General features: G+C 69.3%; 16 protein-coding genes and 1 pseudogene. 13 read left to right on the plus strand and 4 right to left on the minus strand.

The genetic code is table 11. The annotated features are described in order from the left end of the window. Positions 1-69 precede the first annotated feature (69 nt). The 7 genes from J2728_RS20610 (at position 70) to J2728_RS20640 (ending at position 7,162) form a co-directional block, all read left to right on the plus strand. Complete coding sequence (locus tag J2728_RS20610; RefSeq protein ID WP_310002049.1) at positions 70-942, plus strand: cytochrome c oxidase subunit 3; 873 nt, start codon at positions 70-72, stop codon at positions 940-942. 69 nt (positions 943-1,011) lie between these two features. After that, entirely contained in the window at positions 1,012-1,389 is a 378-nt protein-coding gene (locus J2728_RS20615; RefSeq protein WP_310002050.1) for a DUF983 domain-containing protein, read from the plus strand. Next, entirely contained in the window at positions 1,382-2,068 is a 687-nt protein-coding gene (locus J2728_RS20620; RefSeq protein ID WP_310002051.1) for an SURF1 family protein, read from the plus strand. The genes J2728_RS20615 and J2728_RS20620 overlap by 8 nt, the downstream gene beginning before the upstream one ends. After that, on the plus strand, positions 2,068-3,465 hold the full coding sequence (gene thrC, locus J2728_RS20625) for a threonine synthase (protein WP_310002052.1): 1,398 nt from the start codon (positions 2,068-2,070) through the stop codon (positions 3,463-3,465). The genes J2728_RS20620 and thrC overlap by 1 nt, the downstream gene beginning before the upstream one ends. A gap of 99 nt (positions 3,466-3,564) precedes the next feature. Further along, on the plus strand, positions 3,565-4,836 hold the full coding sequence (locus J2728_RS20630; RefSeq protein WP_310002053.1) for a M16 family metallopeptidase: 1,272 nt from the start codon (positions 3,565-3,567) through the stop codon (positions 4,834-4,836). Between the two features lie 46 nt (positions 4,837-4,882). After that, entirely contained in the window at positions 4,883-5,455 is a 573-nt protein-coding gene (locus J2728_RS20635; RefSeq protein WP_310002054.1) for a GNAT family N-acetyltransferase, read from the plus strand. Positions 5,456-5,494: 39 nt separating this feature from the next. Continuing rightward, positions 5,495-7,162 (plus strand): putative bifunctional diguanylate cyclase/phosphodiesterase, encoded by a 1,668-nt coding sequence (locus J2728_RS20640; protein WP_310002055.1) that lies wholly within the window; start codon positions 5,495-5,497, stop codon positions 7,160-7,162. Between the two features lie 127 nt (positions 7,163-7,289). On the opposite strand, the gene J2728_RS20645 is transcribed toward J2728_RS20640, so the two are convergent. Next, a complete protein-coding gene (locus J2728_RS20645; protein WP_310002056.1) occupies positions 7,290-7,880 on the minus strand; it encodes a YqgE/AlgH family protein in 591 nt (196 codons plus the stop codon). Positions 7,881-8,027: 147 nt separating this feature from the next. Between J2728_RS20645 and J2728_RS20650 the strand changes: the two genes are divergently transcribed. Next, positions 8,028-8,510, plus strand: coding sequence for a peroxiredoxin (locus J2728_RS20650; protein ID WP_310002057.1), 483 nt, complete (start codon positions 8,028-8,030; stop codon positions 8,508-8,510). A 304-nt stretch (positions 8,511-8,814) separates the two neighbouring features. Next, positions 8,815-9,786, plus strand: a complete 972-nt coding sequence (locus J2728_RS20655; protein WP_310002058.1) for an alpha/beta fold hydrolase — start codon at positions 8,815-8,817, stop codon at positions 9,784-9,786. A gap of 36 nt (positions 9,787-9,822) precedes the next feature. On the opposite strand, the pseudogene J2728_RS22385 reads toward J2728_RS20655, so the two are convergent. Together J2728_RS22385 and J2728_RS20665 are read right to left on the minus strand one after the other, a co-directional pair. Continuing rightward, positions 9,823-9,907, minus strand: a pseudogene (locus J2728_RS22385) (hypothetical protein); the annotation flags it as partial. A 15-nt stretch (positions 9,908-9,922) separates the two neighbouring features. Continuing rightward, on the minus strand, positions 9,923-11,680 hold the full coding sequence (locus J2728_RS20665; RefSeq protein ID WP_310002059.1) for an acyl-CoA dehydrogenase family protein: 1,758 nt from the start codon (positions 11,678-11,680) through the stop codon (positions 9,923-9,925). A gap of 178 nt (positions 11,681-11,858) precedes the next feature. Between J2728_RS20665 and J2728_RS20670 the strand changes: the two genes are divergently transcribed. The 4 genes from J2728_RS20670 to J2728_RS20685 all read left to right on the plus strand — a co-directional run bounded on the left by J2728_RS20670 (position 11,859) and on the right by J2728_RS20685 (position 16,233). Beyond that, positions 11,859-12,500 carry a YceI family protein gene (locus tag J2728_RS20670; RefSeq protein WP_310002060.1) on the plus strand — a complete coding sequence of 214 codons (642 nt, stop codon included), beginning with the start codon at positions 11,859-11,861 and terminating at the stop codon, positions 12,498-12,500. An 86-nt stretch (positions 12,501-12,586) separates the two neighbouring features. Next, positions 12,587-13,891, plus strand: coding sequence for a YceI family protein (locus J2728_RS20675; RefSeq protein ID WP_310002061.1), 1,305 nt, complete (start codon positions 12,587-12,589; stop codon positions 13,889-13,891). Then, positions 13,822-14,799 (plus strand): L-threonylcarbamoyladenylate synthase, encoded by a 978-nt coding sequence (locus J2728_RS20680; protein ID WP_310002062.1) that lies wholly within the window; start codon positions 13,822-13,824, stop codon positions 14,797-14,799. Before J2728_RS20675 ends, J2728_RS20680 begins: the two co-directional genes overlap by 70 nt. 24 nt (positions 14,800-14,823) lie before the next feature. Further along, the gene (locus J2728_RS20685) at positions 14,824-16,233 is read left to right on the plus strand and encodes an FAD-binding oxidoreductase (RefSeq protein WP_310002063.1); all 1,410 of its coding nucleotides are present in this window, start codon (positions 14,824-14,826) and stop codon (positions 16,231-16,233) included. On the opposite strand, the gene J2728_RS20690 is transcribed toward J2728_RS20685, so the two are convergent. After that, a complete protein-coding gene (locus tag J2728_RS20690; protein ID WP_310002064.1) occupies positions 16,208-16,522 on the minus strand; it encodes a hypothetical protein in 315 nt (104 codons plus the stop codon). The two genes, J2728_RS20685 and J2728_RS20690, sit on opposite strands and share 26 nt — an antisense overlap. Positions 16,523-16,557: the final 35 nt, after the last annotated feature.

Consider the following 16,557-nt stretch of genomic DNA (forward strand, 5'->3'; position numbering starts at 1 on the left):
CTTTCAACGAGATCGCGGCGCGGGGGGACCAGCGACCGTGTTCAGAGGGATATAAGGGTTAGCAGCAACATGGCCGGCGCCGTCAAACACGACTACCACATCCTTCCGCCCAGCCCCTGGCCGTTCGTCGGCTCTATGGCCGCGACCATCATGGCGATCGGTCTGATCGGCTGGATCAAAGGCGGCGTGCTTGGCATCGAGAAGGGCAACTGGGCCATTTTCGCGGCCGGTATCGCTGGCGTGCTCTACACCATGTTTGGGTGGTGGTCGGACGTGGCCAAGGAAGCCAAGGCCGGCGACCATACCCCGGTCGTCTCGATCGGCCTGCGCTACGGCATGATCCTGTTCATCGCCTCGGAAGTGATGTTCTTCGTGGCGTGGTTCTGGATGTTCTTCGAGATGGCGCTGTTCCACGAGCACCGCACGCTCTCGACCATCGAGGAAGTCCGCACCGCCTGGGCCGCCTGGCCGCCGGCCGGCGTCGAGACCGTCTCGGCCTGGCACCTGCCGCTGATCAACACCCTGACCCTGCTGCTGTCGGGCACGACCGTGACCTGGGCGCACCACGCCCTGCAGGTCGGCGACCGCAAGGGCGCCAAGTGGGGTCTGATCCTGACCATTCTGCTGGGCGCGCTGTTCACGACCATACAGGTCTATGAGTACGCTCACATCAACCACGAGCAGCTGTTCTATTCGGAAGCCGCCGCCAATTCGGGCCTCTATGGCTCGACCTTCTTCCTGGCCACGGGCTTCCACGGCTTCCACGTGTTCGTCGGCACGATCTTCCTGCTCGTCTGCCTGATCCGCCTGATGAACGGCGCCTTCACGCCCAAGCAGCACTTCGGCTTCGAAGCGGCCGCCTGGTACTGGCACTTCGTGGACGTCGTCTGGCTGTTCCTGTTCGCCTTCATCTACGTGATCTTCGGGGCCTCGGCCCACTAAGGTCTTAGGATCCAAGGGGCCCGGAACGCCGACCAGCGTTCCGGGCCTTTTTCGTTTCGGGAGGTTCTCGTGACCCATTCGCCTTCTTTTGGGACCAACCCCTACGCCGCCGGCGCGCGCGGCCTCTGCCCCCACTGCGGCGAGGGCTATCTGTTCGACGGATTCCTGAAGGTGGCCCCGACCTGCGAGGCCTGCGGCTTCGAGCTCGGCAAGTACGAGACCGGCGACGGCGCGGCGACCTTCGTGATCCTGATCGCGGGCACGGTCTGCGCGTTCGGCGCGCTGTTCTCGATGTTCGCCTGGAACTGGCCGGTCTGGCTGCTGCTGGTCGTCTGGCTGCCGGCGGTGCTCGTGATCACGCTCGGACTCATGCGACCGGCCAAGGGCTTGATGGTCGCCGCCCAGGTCGCCCAGAAGGCCTCCGAGGCCGGCCGCGACCATGTCTGATATCCGGCCAAGGAAGGATGGCTTTCCCGTCGGCCTGACGATCGCCACGGCGATCTCGTTCGCCATTCTGTGCGGCCTGGGCGCCTGGCAGATGCAGCGCCTGCACTGGAAGCAAGGCGTCCTCGCCCGGATCGAGGCCCTGAAGACCGCGCCGGCCATGCCGCTGGTCCAGGTGCTGACGGAAAAGACCCGTCCCGAGGATCTGGCTTGGACCCGGGTCAGCGTCGACTGCGGCGACGTCGCCGGCGAGCCCTTGCCGCTCGTCTATGGCGTCCGCGACGGCGATGTCGTTTGGCGGGCCCAGGCGCCCTGCGCGGTGCTGGCGGGCCCCTACAACATGATCCTGGTTGATCGCGGCGTCGTCCCGGCCCTAAGCGGCCAGGTGGCGCCGGCGGCGCGGTCTTTCGCCCCTCCGCGTCGGGTCGTCGGCGTCCTGATCCCGACGGCCCAACTCGGCGGCGACCGAGCCAAGGTCCTAGACCGGTTCACGGGCCGCGCGCCCGCGCCTCTGGTGCTGATGGCCGAGGCCGAGACCCCCGCGCCGGCGGGAATCACGCCCGCGCCGCTTCCGGCAGAAATTTCCAATCGGCACCTCGAATACGCCCTGACGTGGTTTGGTCTTGCCGTAACCCTGCTGTTTATCTATGCCGCCATGCTCTGGCGAAGAGTGAGACCCTGATGCGTTACGTGTCGACCCGCGGGCAGTCCGCGCCCATCGGCTTCCTGGATGCGGTGCTGGCCGGCCTGGCCCCCGACGGCGGCCTGTACGTGCCGTCCGAGTGGCCGAGCTTCCGCTCGTCGGAGATCGCGGCCTTCGCCGGCAAGTCCTACGCGCAGGTCGCCGCCGCCGTGGTCGGCAAGTTCGTCGGCGACGACATCCCCAAGGAAGACCTGGCCCAGATGTGCGAGGAGGCCTACGCCACCTTCGCCCACACCGCCGTCGTCCCACTGAAGCAGCTGGGCCCCAACCGCTTCCTGCTGGAGCTGTTCCACGGCCCGACCCTGGCCTTCAAAGATGTCGCGATGCAGCTGCTGGGCCGCCTCTACGACTATGTGCTCGAGCGCCAGTCGCGGAAGATGACCATCATCTGCGCCACCTCGGGCGACACCGGCGGCGCGGCCGTCGAGGCGTTCCGGGGCCGCAAGAACGCGCGCATCGTCGCGCTCTTCCCGGAGGGCCGGATCAGCGCCGTGCAGCGCCGGTTCATGACCACGGCGACCGACGCCAACGTCGCCTGCATCTCGGTGCTGGGCTCGTTCGACGACTGCCAGGCCATCGTCAAGCAAGCCTTCCAGGACGACCAGTTCCGTCACGGGGTGGACCTGTCGGGCGTCAACTCGATCAACTGGGCGCGGATCGCCGCGCAGAGCGTCTACTACTTCACCGCCGCCGTCGCCCTGGGGGCGCCGGCCCGTGAAGTGGCGTTCGTGGTGCCCACGGGGAATTTCGGCGACGCCTACGCCGCCTTCGTCGCCAAGAAGCTGGGCCTGCCAATCCACTCGATCACGGCGGCGACCAACTCCAACGACATCCTGGCCCGCGCTTTCGAGACCGGCCGCTACGCGCGCGGCGCGGTGGCGGCGACCCAGAGCCCGGCCATGGACATCCAGGTCGCCAGCAACTTCGAGCGTCTCTATTTCGAGGCCGTGCGCCGTGACGCCGTCGAGACCGAGCGCGCCTTCCGCGCCTTCGCCGACACCGGGCTGCTGGACATCCCGCCGGCCGCCCACGCCTGGATGCGCGAGCTGTTCCGAGGCGCGTCGGTTAGCGAGGCAGACACCGCCAAGACGATGCTCTCGACGCTGAACGAGACCGGCGAGATCGTCGATCCGCACACGGCCGTCGGCCTGGCCGCCGCGCGAGGCGTCGACGTCAAGCCGTCGGTGCCGGTCGTGGTGCTGTCGACCGCCCACCCGGCCAAGTTCCCCGAAGCCGTCGAGGCCGCCATCGGCGTCCCGCCGATCACGCCGCGCGCCACGCCCGACCTCTCCAAGAAGCCGGAGAAGTTCGAGCGCCTGCCCGCCGACGGCGCGGCGGTGAAGGCCTTTGTCCGCACCTTCGCGGCGACGACCTGACGTCGCGCCGCCCTCGGAGTGGCCGCGGGGGCGTTTAGCGACTATATGCAGCGCGCCCTCCATCTCCCCCTTTCGCGGGGGAGGCGTAAAAAGAGCTGAATGACCGCCACCCTCCGCACCCTGAAGAACGGCGTCCGCGTCGTGTGTGACCCGATGCCGGGCCTCGAGACCCTGGCGCTCAGCGTGGTGGCCGGACGCGGCGCGGCCTATGAGGATCCGGCCCGATCGGGTTGGTCGCACCTCCTGGAGCACATGGTGTTCAAGGGCGCGGGCCAGCGCTCGGCGCGCGACATTGTCGAGGTGATCGAAAGCGCTGGCGGCTCGATCAACGCCGCGACGGGTTACGAGCGCACCAGCTTCCAGGTGCGGGCGCTGAAGGGCGGCCTTGATCTAGGCATGGACGTCATCGCCGACCTGGTCCGCCGCCCGACCCTGGACCCCGCCGACCTCGCCCGCGAGAAGCAGGTGGTCGCCCAGGAGATCGCCGAGGCGGCCGACGCCCCCGACGACTATGTCTTCGACCTGATCCAACGCGCCAGTTGGGGCGACCACCCGGTGGGGCGTCCGATCTTGGGCAGCGACGCCACGGTCGAGGCCGCCAGCGTCGAGGCGCTGTCCGATTGGCGCGGCGCGCTGTACGCCGCCGATCGTCTGGTCGTCAGCGCCACCGGCGCGGTCGACGAGGCCGAGCTGATGGCCGCCGCCGAGCGCGCCTTTGGCGACCTGCCAGCGACGCCGGGCGAGGCTGTCCCCGTCGCCGCGCATTTCATCGGCGGTCCCCAGAGCGAGGCGCGCAAGCTGGAGCAGAGCCACCTCGTCTTCATGCTGCCGGCCTGTGGCGCGCGCGATCACGACTACTTCGCCCTGCGGATTTTCGCCGAGGTGCTGGGCGGGGGCATGTCCTCGCGCCTGTTCCAGGAGGCGCGCGAGAAGCGCGGCCTCGCCTACAATATCGACGCCTATGCCGACACCTACGCCGACCACGGCGCGCTAGGGATCTATGTCGGCTGCGCGGCGTCGGACGCGGTCGAGACCGCCAAGGTCTGCGCGGCCGAGGTCGAGAAGCTTGTCGCGCGCATCGACGATGCCGAACTGGCCCGCGCCAAGGCCCAGTTGAAGGCCCACATGTTCATGGCGCGCGAGCAGCCGCTGTCGCGGGCCGAACAGGGCGCGGGGCAGGTGCTGCTGTTCGATCGCCTCTATGCGCCGGCCGAGCTGGCCGGCGAGGTCGACGCCGTGACGGCCGACGATGTCGCACGCCTGGGACGGCGGCTCCTGGCCGACGGCCGCGCCGCCTCCGCGGTGCTGGGCGCCAAGACCGCGCTGAAGGCGGGCGAGGCGTTCGACAAGACGTTGTTCTCCGCCGCCTGACGTCGGAAGGTGCGCCCGTGATTGATCTCCAGCCTTCGCCGCGCCCGTGCTCCCGTCGTTCCTGAAACCTCGTCCCGCGTTGCGCCTGCAAGGGCGGGCCGTCTATCTGCGGCCGCCGAAGCCGAGCGACCATCGCGCCTGGGCGGCCCTGCGCGGGCGCTCGCGATCGTTCCTGGAGCCTTGGGAGCCGGTCTGGCCTGAGCACGACCTGACCCGCGCCGCGTTTCGGGCGCGCCTGGCCGCCTATGCGCGCGAGATGGCGATGGATGAGGCCTATCCATTCTTCGTCTTCCGCCGCGCCGACGACGCCCTGGTCGGCGGCGTGCGGCTTTTCCACGTGCGGCGTGGCGTCGCCCAGATGGGGACCATCGGCTACTGGATTGGCCAGCCCTTCGCGCGCCAGGGCCATACGCGCGACGCCGTCGAGACCTTGATTCGCTTCGCCTTCAAGGGCTTAGGGCTTCACCGCCTGGAAGCCGCGTGCATGCCCGAAAACGCCCCCTCGGCCGCGCTGCTGCTGAAATGCGGCTTTTCCGAGGAGGGATACGCCCACGCTTATTTGAAAATTAACGGCGATTGGCGAGATCATCGTCTGTTCGGCCTCGTGGCGCCCGAGTGAGTGAGGGTGTCGCGGCGTGGCCGACGCGGCGGGACGAGTATGTCTTTTCGGACAGGCGAGCGACGAATCTGGGACACGACCGCGACGCTCGAGGCGTTGGGCGGAGCCGATGTCGCGCTCTGGATCTGGGAGCCTGAATCCGATCGCCTGCGCCTGAATGGCGCGGCCCGCGCCCTGGGTCTTGGCCCGTTGGCCCCCGAATGCTCCTCCGCCGCCTTCCGCGCCCTGGCCCTGCCGCAGGATCGCGCCCAGGCCGAAGAGGTCCTGAAAGTCCGTGAGCCCGGCCAGCCGGTCGTCGCCCGTTTCCGCGTGCGCGGCGGCGAGGTCTGTCTGTGGCGCGGCGTCTGGCTGGAGGAGGGGGTGCGCGCCGCGGGCGTGGTCGCCGCCGAAACCAAATTCTCCGCGTCCGAACGCTGCGACCTGACCGGCCTGCTGGACCGACGCAGCTTTATCGCCCGCGCCCGCGAGCGCTTGTCCGAGGTCGGCGCGCACGAGCTGGTCGTCGCCGACCTCGACCGCCTGCGGCGCCTGAACGAGGCCCTGGGCCACGATCGCGCCGACTTGGTCCTGGCGGCCCTGGGCTCGCGCCTCGTCGCCGCCTTTCCATCCGACGCCGTCCTGGGCCGTATCGGCGAGGACGAGTTCGCCGTGCTGTGCACGCCGGACGGCTACGAGCCCGCCGAGATGCTGCGCGAGGCGCTGGAGCAGCCGCTTCGCATCGCCGGCTTCGATATCCACCCCACGCTGTCGGTCGGCGCCGTGTCGGCCGAGGGCGGTCTGGAGGCTCCGGATCCCGCCGAGTTGCTGCGCCGCGCGGAGCTGGCCGTCGAGGCCGCCGCCGCCGCCGGCCGTGGCGGCGCGGCGGCGTACGGCCGCTCGATGGAGACCGACGGCCTGTCCCGCCTGGCGCTGGAGGCCGATCTGCGCGGCGCCATCGGTCGCGGCGAGATCATCCCTTACTTCCAGCCCGTGGTGCGCCTGTCGACCGGCGCGCTGTCGGGCTTCGAGGCCCTGGCCCGCTGGATCCACCCGCGTCGGGGCATGCTGCCGCCCGACGAGTTCCTGCCGCTGATCGAAGAGATGGGGCTGATGAGCGAGCTGGGCGCGCACATGATGCATGCGGCCGCCCGTCAGCTGTCGATCTGGCGCGCCTGCCATCCGGCGATGAGCGCCATGACCGTCAGCGTCAATCTCTCGACCGGCGAGATCGATCGGCCGGGGCTCGTGGACGATGTCGCCCAGACCCTGCGCGACAACAACTTGCCGCGCGGCGCGCTGAAGCTGGAGGTCACCGAAAGCGACATCATGCGCGATCCCGAGCGCGCGGCCGTGGTGCTGCGGACCCTGCGCGACGCCGGCGCTGGCCTGGCGCTGGACGATTTCGGCACCGGTTTCTCGTCGCTGTCGTACCTGACGCGCCTGCCGTTCGACACGCTGAAGATCGACCGCTACTTCGTCCGCACCATGGGCGCCAACGCCGGCTCGGCCAAGATCGTCCGCTCGGTCGTCAAGCTGGGCCAGGACCTCGACCTCGAGGTTGTCGCCGAAGGCGTCGAGAACGCGGAAATGGCGCGCGCCCTGCAGGGGCTGGGCTGTGACTACGGTCAGGGCTTCGGCTATGCGCCGGCCCTCTCGCCGCAGGAGGCCGAGGTCTATCTGAACGAAGCCTATGTCGACGGCGCCGCGCCGGTGAAGGCGCGGGGCTAGTAGATCGAGATCCTCCCTCGCGTAGCGGGGGAGGCGGCCCAGAGGGCCGGAGGGGGAGGTTCTCCTGGCCCGACCTTTCCCCTCTCCGTCGGCTACGCCGACACCCCTCCCAGAGGGAGAGGATTTCCTAGGCCTGTCCCGTCTGCGCCGACAGGTGGTCGGCGCTGATCCCGAGCTTCGCCAGAGCCCGCGTCCACTTGTGCTCGTGGTCCTCGTCGAACAGCAGGCTCTCGTCGGCGTCGCAGATCAGCCAGATGTTGTCGCGCAGTTCCTGCTCCAGCTGTCCGGGCCCCCAGCCGGCGTAGCCTAGCGCCAGGATCGCCTTGCGCGGGCGACGCATCGGGCTGGCCATGGCGTCCAGCACGTCGCGGGTGGCGGTCAGGCTCAGGCCCTCGGCGATCGGCAGGGAGGAGTCCGGCGAATGGAAGTCGTCGGTGTGCAGCACGAAGCCGCGCTCGCGCTCTATCGGCCCGCCCAGCAGGACCAGGTCGCTCGGCGCGTGGATGTCGGACTTCACGCCCAGCCGTTCCAGCAGCTCGAACACGGTCAGGCCCTCGACCGGGCGGTTCACCGCCAGGCCCATCGCCTGCTCCTCGTCGTGGGCGCAAAGGTAGAGCACGGCCCGCTCGAAACGCGGGTCCTCGATGCCGGGCATCGCCACCAGAAGACGGCCCGTCAGAAACTCGCCTTCGTCCTCGTCGTCGATCATGTTGGCCATGACCAGAGCATTGGCTCTCCGTGTGACGCTTTCAAGTCGCGGCGCTTAGAATCCGCTCGGCGGTTTCCCAAAACGGTGGCTTGGCGGTCGGGCGACGCGGGGATATCTCCAAGACCTTCGAAAACGCACAACAGAGGAACACGGCCCATGGCGATCAAGGTTGGCGACACGCTGCCGGCGGCGACTTTCATGACCAGCACGGCCGAAGGGCCGGCGCCGATCAGCACCGACGATATCTTCAAGGGCAAGACCGTGGCGCTGTTCGCCGTGCCGGGCGCCTTCACCCCGACCTGCTCGGCCAAGCACCTGCCGGGCTTCAAGGAAAAGGCCGCCGAACTCAAAGCCAAGGGCGTGGATACGATCGCCTGCGTCTCGGTCAACGACGTCTTCGTGATGAAGGCCTGGGGCAAGGACCAGGGCATCGACGGCGAAGTGCTGCTGCTGGCCGACGGCAATGGCGACTTCACCCGCGCCATCGGCCTTGATTTCGACGGCAGCAAGTTCGGCATGGGCGCGCGCTCGCAGCGCTACTCGCTGATCGCCAAGGACGGCGTCGTCACCCAGCTGAACATCGAGGAAGCCGGCCAGTTCAAGGTCTCGTCGGCCGAGTATCTGCTGGAACAGCTGTAGACCTGATGCTCCCCCGCCTCGCGGGGGAGCACCTAACCCGCCGTCGGCCTCGCCCAGCGCGTTCAGCGCCAGGTCAGGCCGAGCCCGCCCAGCGGCGGCTCGTACGCCATGCTGGCGGCCTAGAGGGTGAAGCGGATCCGCTGATCCAGCGAGCGCGTCGGCGGCGTCTCCATGACAGGGCTCTCCCTTGAGTCGCGAAAAATGATATCGCGATAAATAATCCTCTGGACTCTGCCTCGGATCGGGTTTAGCTATCTCCTTGTCGCGATAATCATTATCGCAAACAAGGAAATGAGGGATCATCATGAGCCAGTCGAACCAAGCTTCCCGCCGTGGTCTGATGACCGCTGGTCTCGGCCTCGCCGCGGCCGCCGCCGCCGCGCCCCTGGCCGTCCAGGCCGCGACCCCCGAGGCCGCCGCCAAGCCGACCACCAGCCGCGCCCAGAGCGGCTTCGTCACCACCCGGGACGGTGTCCAGATCTTCTACAAGGACTGGGGCCCCAAGACCGCCCAGCCGATCGTGTTCCACCACGGCTGGCCGCTGTCGTCCGACGACTGGGACGCCCAGATGATGTTCTTCCTGCTGAAGGGCTACCGGGTCATCGCCCATGATCGTCGCGGTCACGGTCGCTCGACCCAGACCGACACCGGCAACGAGATGGACACCTACGCCGCCGACGTCATCGCCCTGACCGATCACCTGGACCTGAAGAACGCCATCCACGTCGGCCACTCGACCGGCGGCGGCGAGGCCATCCACTACGCCGCCCGCGCCAAGCCGGGCCGCGTGGCCAAGGTGGTGCTGATCGGCGCGGTGCCGCCGATCATGCTGAAGACCGCCGCCAATCCGGGCGGCCTGCCGATCGAGGTGTTCGACGGCTTCCGCTCGGCCCTGCTGGCCAACCGCGCCCAGTTCTTCCGCGACGTCCCGGAAGGCCCGTTCTACGGCTTCAACCGTCCGGGCGCGAAGGTCAGCCAAGGCCTGATCGACAACTGGTGGCGCCAAGGCATGACGGGCGGCGCCAAGGCCCACTACGACTGCATCAAGGCTTTTTCGGAAACCGACTTCACGCCGGACCTGAAGAAGGTCGACGTTCCGGTCCTGATCATGCACGGCGAGGACGACCAGATCGTCCCGATCGCCGACAGCGCCCATCTGGCCATCAAGCTGGTCAAGAAGGGCACGCTGAAGACCTATCCGGGCCTGCCCCACGGCATGGCGTCGACCCACCCCGAGGTGATCAACGCCGACCTGTTGGCCTTCTTCAAGGCGTAGGGGCGACTCGCCTAACCGTGTCATCCCGGGCGGCGTAGCCGACCCGGGACCCAGGGGCCGGCGCACTGCCGCTCGCCCCTGGGTCCCGGCTCTCCGCTTCGCTGCGGCCGGGATGACACAGTTTTAGGTGATGGCTTTACGCCCCCAAAACCTCGGGCGTCATGGCCTCCAGGTCCGCCGCGCCCAGCAAGACCCCAGCCGCCGCGCCGGGGACTTGCGCCAGCACGCTCTCGGCGAACACGCGAGCCAGGGCGCGCTTGCTTTCGGCCCAGGCCGTGTCGGCCTCGCCAGCCGCCGCCAGGGCGCCCTTGGCCAGCATCCAGCCGCCGACCACGTCGCCCAGCAGCTTCAGATAGGCCGTGGCGCCGGACAGGGCGTCGGGCATGGCCTTGGCGCGGCGTTCGACCAGCCAGGCGGTGGCGCCGGCGGCGGCGTCGAGCGCGGCCTCCAGACGCAGGCCGACGCCCTTCAGGTCGGAGCCCTTCAGGTCCTCGATGGTGTCGCGGATGTCGTCCATCAGGTCGGCGACCGCCTGGCCCTCGCCCATCGACAGCTTGCGGCCCACGAGGTCGATGGCCTGGATGCCGTTCGTGCCCTCGTAGATCGGGGCGATGCGGGCGTCGCGATAGTGCTGGGCCGCGCCGGTCTCCTCGATGAATCCCATGCCGCCGTGGATCTGCACGCCCTGCGAGGCCACCCAGACGCCGACATCGGTCGACCAGGCCTTGGCGATCGGGGTCAGCAGCTCCTCGCGCAGCTTGGCGCTGGTCCGGGTCGTCTCGTCGGCGGCGGCGCGGGCCAGGTCGGCGGCGACGGCGGTCGACAGGCAGATGCCCCGCGCGGCCTCGATGTGAGCCTTCATCAGCACGAGCGAGCGGCGCACGTCCGGATGATCGAACAGGCGCGAGGGATAGGCCTGCGTCCAGGCCGAACGCCCCTGGGCGCGGTCCTGGCTGAAGGCCAGGGCCTGCTGGTAGGCGCGCTCGGCGATGGCGGTCCCTTGCGTCCCGACCTGCAGGCGCGCGGCGTTCATCATCGTGAACATGTTGGGCAGGCCCTGGCCCAGGCCCCCAACCAGCTCGGCCTTGGCACCCTCGAACAGCATCACGCAGGTGGGCGAGCCATGGATGCCCAGCTTGTGCTCCAGCCCGCCGACCCGGAGGGCGTTGGCCTCGCCGAGCTTGCCGTCCTCGCCGACCAGCACCTTGGGGGCCAGGAATAGCGAGATGCCCTTCACGCCGGGAGGCGCGTCGGGCGTACGGGCCAAAACGAGGTGGACGATGTTGTCGGCCGCGTCGTGGTCGCCCCAGGTGATGAAGATCTTCTGGCCGGTGATCCTCCAGCCGCCCTCGCCGTCGGGCGTGGCCAGGGTGGTCAGGGCCGCGAGGTCCGAGCCCGCCTGCGGCTCGGTCAGGTTCATGGTGCCGGTCCATTCGCCCGACACCAGCTTGGGCAGGTAGAGCGCCTTCTGGCGGTCCGAGCCGTGGTGATCCAGCGCCTCGATCGCGCCCAGGCTCAGCATGGGGCAGAGGCCGAAGGCCATGTTGGCCGCCTGGATCATCTCCAGAACCGCGACCTCCAGCGTCTTGGGCAAGCCCTGGCCGCCATGCTCGGGCGCGGCGGCGAGGCCCGCCCAGCCGCCCTCGGCGAACTGCCTGTAGGCGTCGGCGAAGCCCGGGGCGCAGCGAACCACGCCGTTCTCCAGCTTGGCGCCCACGAGGTCGCCGGCGCGATTCAGCGGCGCCAGGACGTCGGCCGCGAAGGCCCCGGCCGCCTCCAGCACCGCCGCCACGGTGTCGGCGTCAGCCTCGGGGAAGGCGTCGGCCAGCCGATCGAAGCCCGCCGCGTGGCGCAGCGAGAAGGCGAGGTCGCGAACGGGGGCGCGGAAGGTCATGGCCGACGAAGCTCCAGATTATCGGCGTTCTGTTTAGGCGTGAGCGGTACGGACGCCAAGCCGACCACAGATTTGTTGGCCAGGTAACGACCTCGTGATCGTCGGCCCCTTCAAAGCTGTGCCTGACTCCTTAAGTCGGGAAAACCGTAACTGATGCTGTTTTAATTGGAGATCTCCGATGTCCCGCCGTTTCGCCTCGCTCGCCTATGGCGCGCTCGCCGTGGCCCTGCTCTCGGCCCCCGTCGCCTTCGCGGCGCCGGGCGTCACCTCCACCAAGCCCGCCGACCTGCCGGCCGGCCACTACGTGCTCGACAAGACCCACGCCTCGGTCGTGGGCAAGATCAAGCACATGGGCTTCTCAAACTATCAGTTCCGCTTCACCAAGGTCGACGCCAGCTTCGACTATGATCCGAAGGCCCCGCAGGACGCGAAAATCTCGGTGAGCATCGATCCGGCTTCGATCGACACCTCGACGGGCGCTGATGCCTTTGGCCTGAAGTTCAACAAGGAGCTGGCTGGCGACGGCTGGCTGGAAGCGGGCAAGTTCCCGACCGCGACCTTCGTCTCGACCAAGGTCGAGCCGGGCGCGGGCCAGGCGGGCAAGGTCTACGGCGACTTCACGCTGCACGGCGTGACCAAGCCGATCGTGCTGGACGTGACCTTCAACGGCGTCGGCTCGAGTTTCGTCCCGGGTAGCGTCAAGACCGGTTTCTCGGCCTCGACCACCATCAAGCGTTCGGACTTCGGCGTCAGCAAGTACGTGCCGCTGGTCGGCGACGACGTCGCGCTGAGCATCGAAGTCGAGTTCGACAAGAAGTAATCTGTTGGCGCATCGCGCGGGCCCCCTCGGACCGGCGCGATGCGCTCTTCCTTTCCGTGTCTGGCCTTGCCCGCCTGGAGTAAACGATGGCCGCGACCCGCACGCGCTACACGACAGTGGCGATTGTTCTGCACTGGCTGATCGCCGCGACCATCATCTTCCAGATCATCGTGGGCTGGCGCATGGGCGACGGGCCGAAAGGCTCGCCGACGACCTTCGCGCTGTTCCAGCTGCATAAGTCCATCGGCTTCACGATTCTGCTGCTCAGCCTGGCGCGTCTGGCGTGGCGACTGTTCAACCGCTCGCCGGCGCCGCCTTCGCATCAGCCGCGATGGGAGCGGATCGCCTCCAAGATCGTGCACGTGGGCTTCTACGTCGTCATGATCGGCCTGCCGCTGACGGGCTGGATCCTGGTCTCGACCAGCCGCGTGGTCGTGCCGACCCTGTGGTGGGGCGTGATCCCGTGGCCGCACCTGCCGGGCCTTCCCGAGCTGGCCGCCGGTCCCAAGCATGTTTGGCACGAGGTCGGCGAGATCGGCCACGGCGTGCTGGTCAAGCTGACCTACCTTCTGCTGGCCCTGCACCTGGGCGCGGTGGCCAAGCACCAGATCCTCGACAAGGACGAGGTGTTCCAGAACATGGCGCCGGGCGCCAAGCCTGGTCTGAAGGAGCCGCGCGCCTGGCTCGCCGCCGCCGGCTTCGCCGCCGTGGTCGCAGCGGGCTACCTGTTCACCCCGACGCTCAAGGCCGCCAAGCCGATCGCGCCGCCGCCCGCCGCTGACGCCGCGGCGCCGGCCGCGCCCGCCGCGCCCGCGCCCGCCCAGCAGGCCGCTCCGATCGCCGACGCCGCCAAGCCGGAGGCCGTCGCCGCCGAACCCGAGTCCGCCTTGAAGGACCCCGTGGCCTGGGCCGTCCAGAAAGGCGCGAGCCTGACCTTCTCGGCCACCTGGTCGGGCAGTCCGATCGAGGGCCGCTTCAACCGCTGGACCGCCGACATCCTGTTCTCGCCCGAAGCGCTGGAACGCTCGAAGCTGACCGTCGGCGTCGACATGGCCTCGGCCGTGACCGGGGACGACCAGCGCGACCAGAGCCTGCCCAGCGGCGACTTCTTCGACACCGCCGCCCATCCCAAGGCGACCTTCACGGCCAGCAAGTTCCGCAAGACGGGCGAGGGTCAGTACGTCGCCGACGGGACCCTGGACCTGCGGGGCGTGAAAAAGCCGCTCAGCCTGCCGTTTTCCTTGAAGATCGTCGGCGACACGGCGACCGCGCGCGGTGTAACCACCCTCGACCGGACCACGTTCGGGGTTGGACAGGGCGAATGGGCGTCAACGGATCAGATCGCGGCCAAGGTGAAGGTCAGCTTCTCGCTGACCGCCAAGCGGAAATAGAGGCCGCGGCCAGCGCCCTGCGCGCGGGCGGTCTCGTCATCCTGCCGACGGAGACCGTCTACGGGCTCGGCGCCGACGCGGCCAATCCGACGGCGGTGGCGGCGATCTTCGCGGCCAAGGGGCGCCCGCGCTTCAATCCGCTGATCGCCCACGTCGCCGACCTGGAGACCGCCGAGCGGATCGCCGACTTCGATCAGCGCGCCCGCGATCTGGCCCGCGAGTTCTGGCCGGGCCCGCTGACCATCGTGGCGCCGATCAAGGACGGCGCGGCCGTGTGCGACCTGGCGCGCGCGGGCCTCGACACCGTGGCCATCCGCGTGCCGCGCCATCCGGTTTCCCGCGCCGTGCTGGCCGCGTTCGGAGGGGCCGTTGTCGCCCCCTCGGCCAACCGCTCGGGCCGGCCCAGCCCCACCACCTACGCCGACGCCATGGCCGAGACCGGCGACAAGGCCGCCGCCGCTCTGGACGGCGGTCCCTGCGCCGTCGGCCTGGAGTCGACCGTCGTCTCCGTTCTGGACGGCCAAGCGCGGCTGCTGCGCCCTGGGGCGGTGACCCGCGTCCAGCTGGGGCAAATCGTCGGCCCGCTGGCCGAGGCCGACGACGACGCCAAGCGCTCGCCCGGACGCCTCGCCCTGCACTACGCCCCCGACGCGCCGGTGCGGATCAACGCCAAGGCGCCCAAGCCGGGCGAGGCCTTCCTGGCCTTCGGCGGCGGGGCCAGCGGGGAGGGGGTGTTCAACCTCAGCCCGGCCGGCGATCTGGCCGAGGCGGCCTCGAACCTGTTTTCCTATCTGCGCGCCGCCGACCGCACCCATCCCTCGGCCATCGCCGTCGCGCCCATTCCCGACGAGGGGCTGGGCGAGGCGATCAACGACCGGCTGCGCCGCGCCGCCGGCTTCATCGGCTGACTTTTCGAGCGTAAGGTAGCGACCATGACCAAGCCTGTTCCCGCCGATGTCGTCTCGCGTTTGAAAGCCGTGCTCGGCGAGGGCGGCTGGAGCCAGGATCCCGAGCTCATCGCGCCGATGCTGGTCGAGTGGCGCGGCCGTTGGAAGGGCGAGACGCCGCTGCTGGTCACCCCGCGCACGACCGCCGAGGTCGCCGCCGTGGTCGGCATCTGCGCGGCCGAGGGCGTGGCCATCACGCCCCAGGGCGGCAACACCGGTCTCGTCGCCGGCCAGATCCCGCACGGCGAGATCCTGCTGTCGACGCGCAAGCTGACGGCCGTCCGCGACGTCGATCCGATCGACGACGTCATGGTGCTGGAGGCGGGGGTCACGCTCTACGAGGCCCATCAGCGGGCCGCCAAGGTCGGCCGGCGCTTCACGGTCGGGGTCGCCTCCGAGGGCTCGTGCACGATCGGCGGGCTGATCTCGACCAACGCCGGCGGCACGGCCGTGCTGCGCTACGGCATGATGCGCGAGCAGGTGCTGGGCATCGAGGCGGTGCTGCCCAACGGCGAGATCTGGAACGGCCTCAAGCGCCTGCGCAAGGACAACACCGGCTACGACCTCAAGCAGCTGCTGATCGGCGCCGAGGGCACGCTGGGCGTGGTCACCGCCGCGTCGCTGAAAATTCAAGCGCCGCTGGCCTCGCGAGCCGTGGCGATCGTGGGCCTCGGCTCGCCCAGCGACGCCATCCAGCTCTTGGCCCGGGCCAAGGAGGAGACGGGCGGCTCGGTCGAGGCGTTCGAGCTGATGGGCCTTCTGGGCTTCGCCCTGACCGTCCGCAACGTGCCCGGCCTGCGCGATCCTCTACCCACCGAGCATCCCTGGTACGTGCTGATCGAGATCGCCAGCGGCGAGCCCGGCGCGGCCGAGGCTGCGCTGGAGCGGCTGCTGGCCGGCGCTCTGGAGAGCGGTCTGATCGCCGACGCCGCCGTCGCCCAGACCGAGACGCAAGAGAAGGCCTTCTGGCACATCCGCGAGGGCCACTCCGCCGGCCAGAAGCCGGAAGGAGCTGTGTGGAAGCACGACGTGTCCGTGCCGGTCTCGAAGATCCCGGACTTCATCGCCCGCGCCGACGCGGCGATCGAGCAGGCCTTCCCGGGCACGCGGATCATCGCCTTCGGCCATGTCGGCGACGGCAATGTCCACTACGACGTGCTCAAGCCCGTGGGCGCGGACGATGACGCCCACGACGTCCAGCGCGAGGCCGGCGCCAAGATCGTTCACGACATCGCCGCCAGCTTCTCCGGCTCGATCAGCGCCGAGCATGGCCTGGGCGCGATGAAGACGGCGGAGGCCCTGACCTACAAGGACCCGATCGAGGTCGCGGCCCTGCGGGCGATCCGCCTGGCGCTGGACCCCAAGCGCATCATGAATCCGAGGGTGCTGTTCTAGCCGCGCGCTTGCGGGCTCGCAGGAACAGCACGGCCATCACCGCGAAGGCGCCGGCGGGGATCGTGGACTTGTAGAAGCCCGCCTGCGATCCAGGCAGCAGGTTGATCGCCAGCGGGATGAAGCCCCAGCGTCCCGTGGACTGCTGCATCCAAAACGCCCCGACGCCGACGAAGCACATCACCGCCCACACCGGGCGGAACTTCAGGGTCCGGTCGCGCAGGACAAAGAACAAGGCGACGATCATCGGGATTGGCCAGGCGAGGGCGGCGGCGAGGCCAAGGGTCTGCATGAGCCGCTGATACCCCCGTCGATGACCAAGGTCGA

Origin of the sequence: Caulobacter segnis, assembly GCF_031454995.1 — a bacterium.
Taxonomy (GTDB): Bacteria; Pseudomonadota; Alphaproteobacteria; order Caulobacterales; family Caulobacteraceae; genus Caulobacter; species Caulobacter segnis_E.

What these genes read in the sequence shown, in the direction of transcription:
- J2728_RS20610 (WP_310002049.1), top strand. Translation starts at nt 70, where the DNA reads ATGGCCGGCGCCGTCAAACACGACTACCACATCCTTCCGCCCAGCCCC.
- J2728_RS20680 (WP_310002062.1), top strand. Translation starts at nt 13,822, where the DNA reads ATGGGCGTCAACGGATCAGATCGCGGCCAAGGTGAAGGTCAGCTTCTC.
- J2728_RS20655 (WP_310002058.1), top strand. Translation starts at nt 8,815, where the DNA reads ATGAGCCAGTCGAACCAAGCTTCCCGCCGTGGTCTGATGACCGCTGGT.
- J2728_RS20690 (WP_310002064.1), bottom strand. Translation starts at nt 16,522, where the DNA reads ATGCAGACCCTTGGCCTCGCCGCCGCCCTCGCCTGGCCAATCCCGATG.
- J2728_RS20640 (WP_310002055.1), top strand. Translation starts at nt 5,495, where the DNA reads ATGTCTTTTCGGACAGGCGAGCGACGAATCTGGGACACGACCGCGACG.
- J2728_RS20670 (WP_310002060.1), top strand. Translation starts at nt 11,859, where the DNA reads ATGTCCCGCCGTTTCGCCTCGCTCGCCTATGGCGCGCTCGCCGTGGCC.
- J2728_RS20665 (WP_310002059.1), bottom strand. Translation starts at nt 11,680, where the DNA reads ATGACCTTCCGCGCCCCCGTTCGCGACCTCGCCTTCTCGCTGCGCCAC.
- J2728_RS20630 (WP_310002053.1), top strand. Translation starts at nt 3,565, where the DNA reads ATGACCGCCACCCTCCGCACCCTGAAGAACGGCGTCCGCGTCGTGTGT.
- J2728_RS20675 (WP_310002061.1), top strand. Translation starts at nt 12,587, where the DNA reads ATGGCCGCGACCCGCACGCGCTACACGACAGTGGCGATTGTTCTGCAC.
- J2728_RS20620 (WP_310002051.1), top strand. Translation starts at nt 1,382, where the DNA reads ATGTCTGATATCCGGCCAAGGAAGGATGGCTTTCCCGTCGGCCTGACG.
- J2728_RS20685 (WP_310002063.1), top strand. Translation starts at nt 14,824, where the DNA reads ATGACCAAGCCTGTTCCCGCCGATGTCGTCTCGCGTTTGAAAGCCGTG.
- thrC (WP_310002052.1), top strand. Translation starts at nt 2,068, where the DNA reads ATGCGTTACGTGTCGACCCGCGGGCAGTCCGCGCCCATCGGCTTCCTG.
- J2728_RS20650 (WP_310002057.1), top strand. Translation starts at nt 8,028, where the DNA reads ATGGCGATCAAGGTTGGCGACACGCTGCCGGCGGCGACTTTCATGACC.
- J2728_RS20645 (WP_310002056.1), bottom strand. Translation starts at nt 7,880, where the DNA reads ATGGCCAACATGATCGACGACGAGGACGAAGGCGAGTTTCTGACGGGC.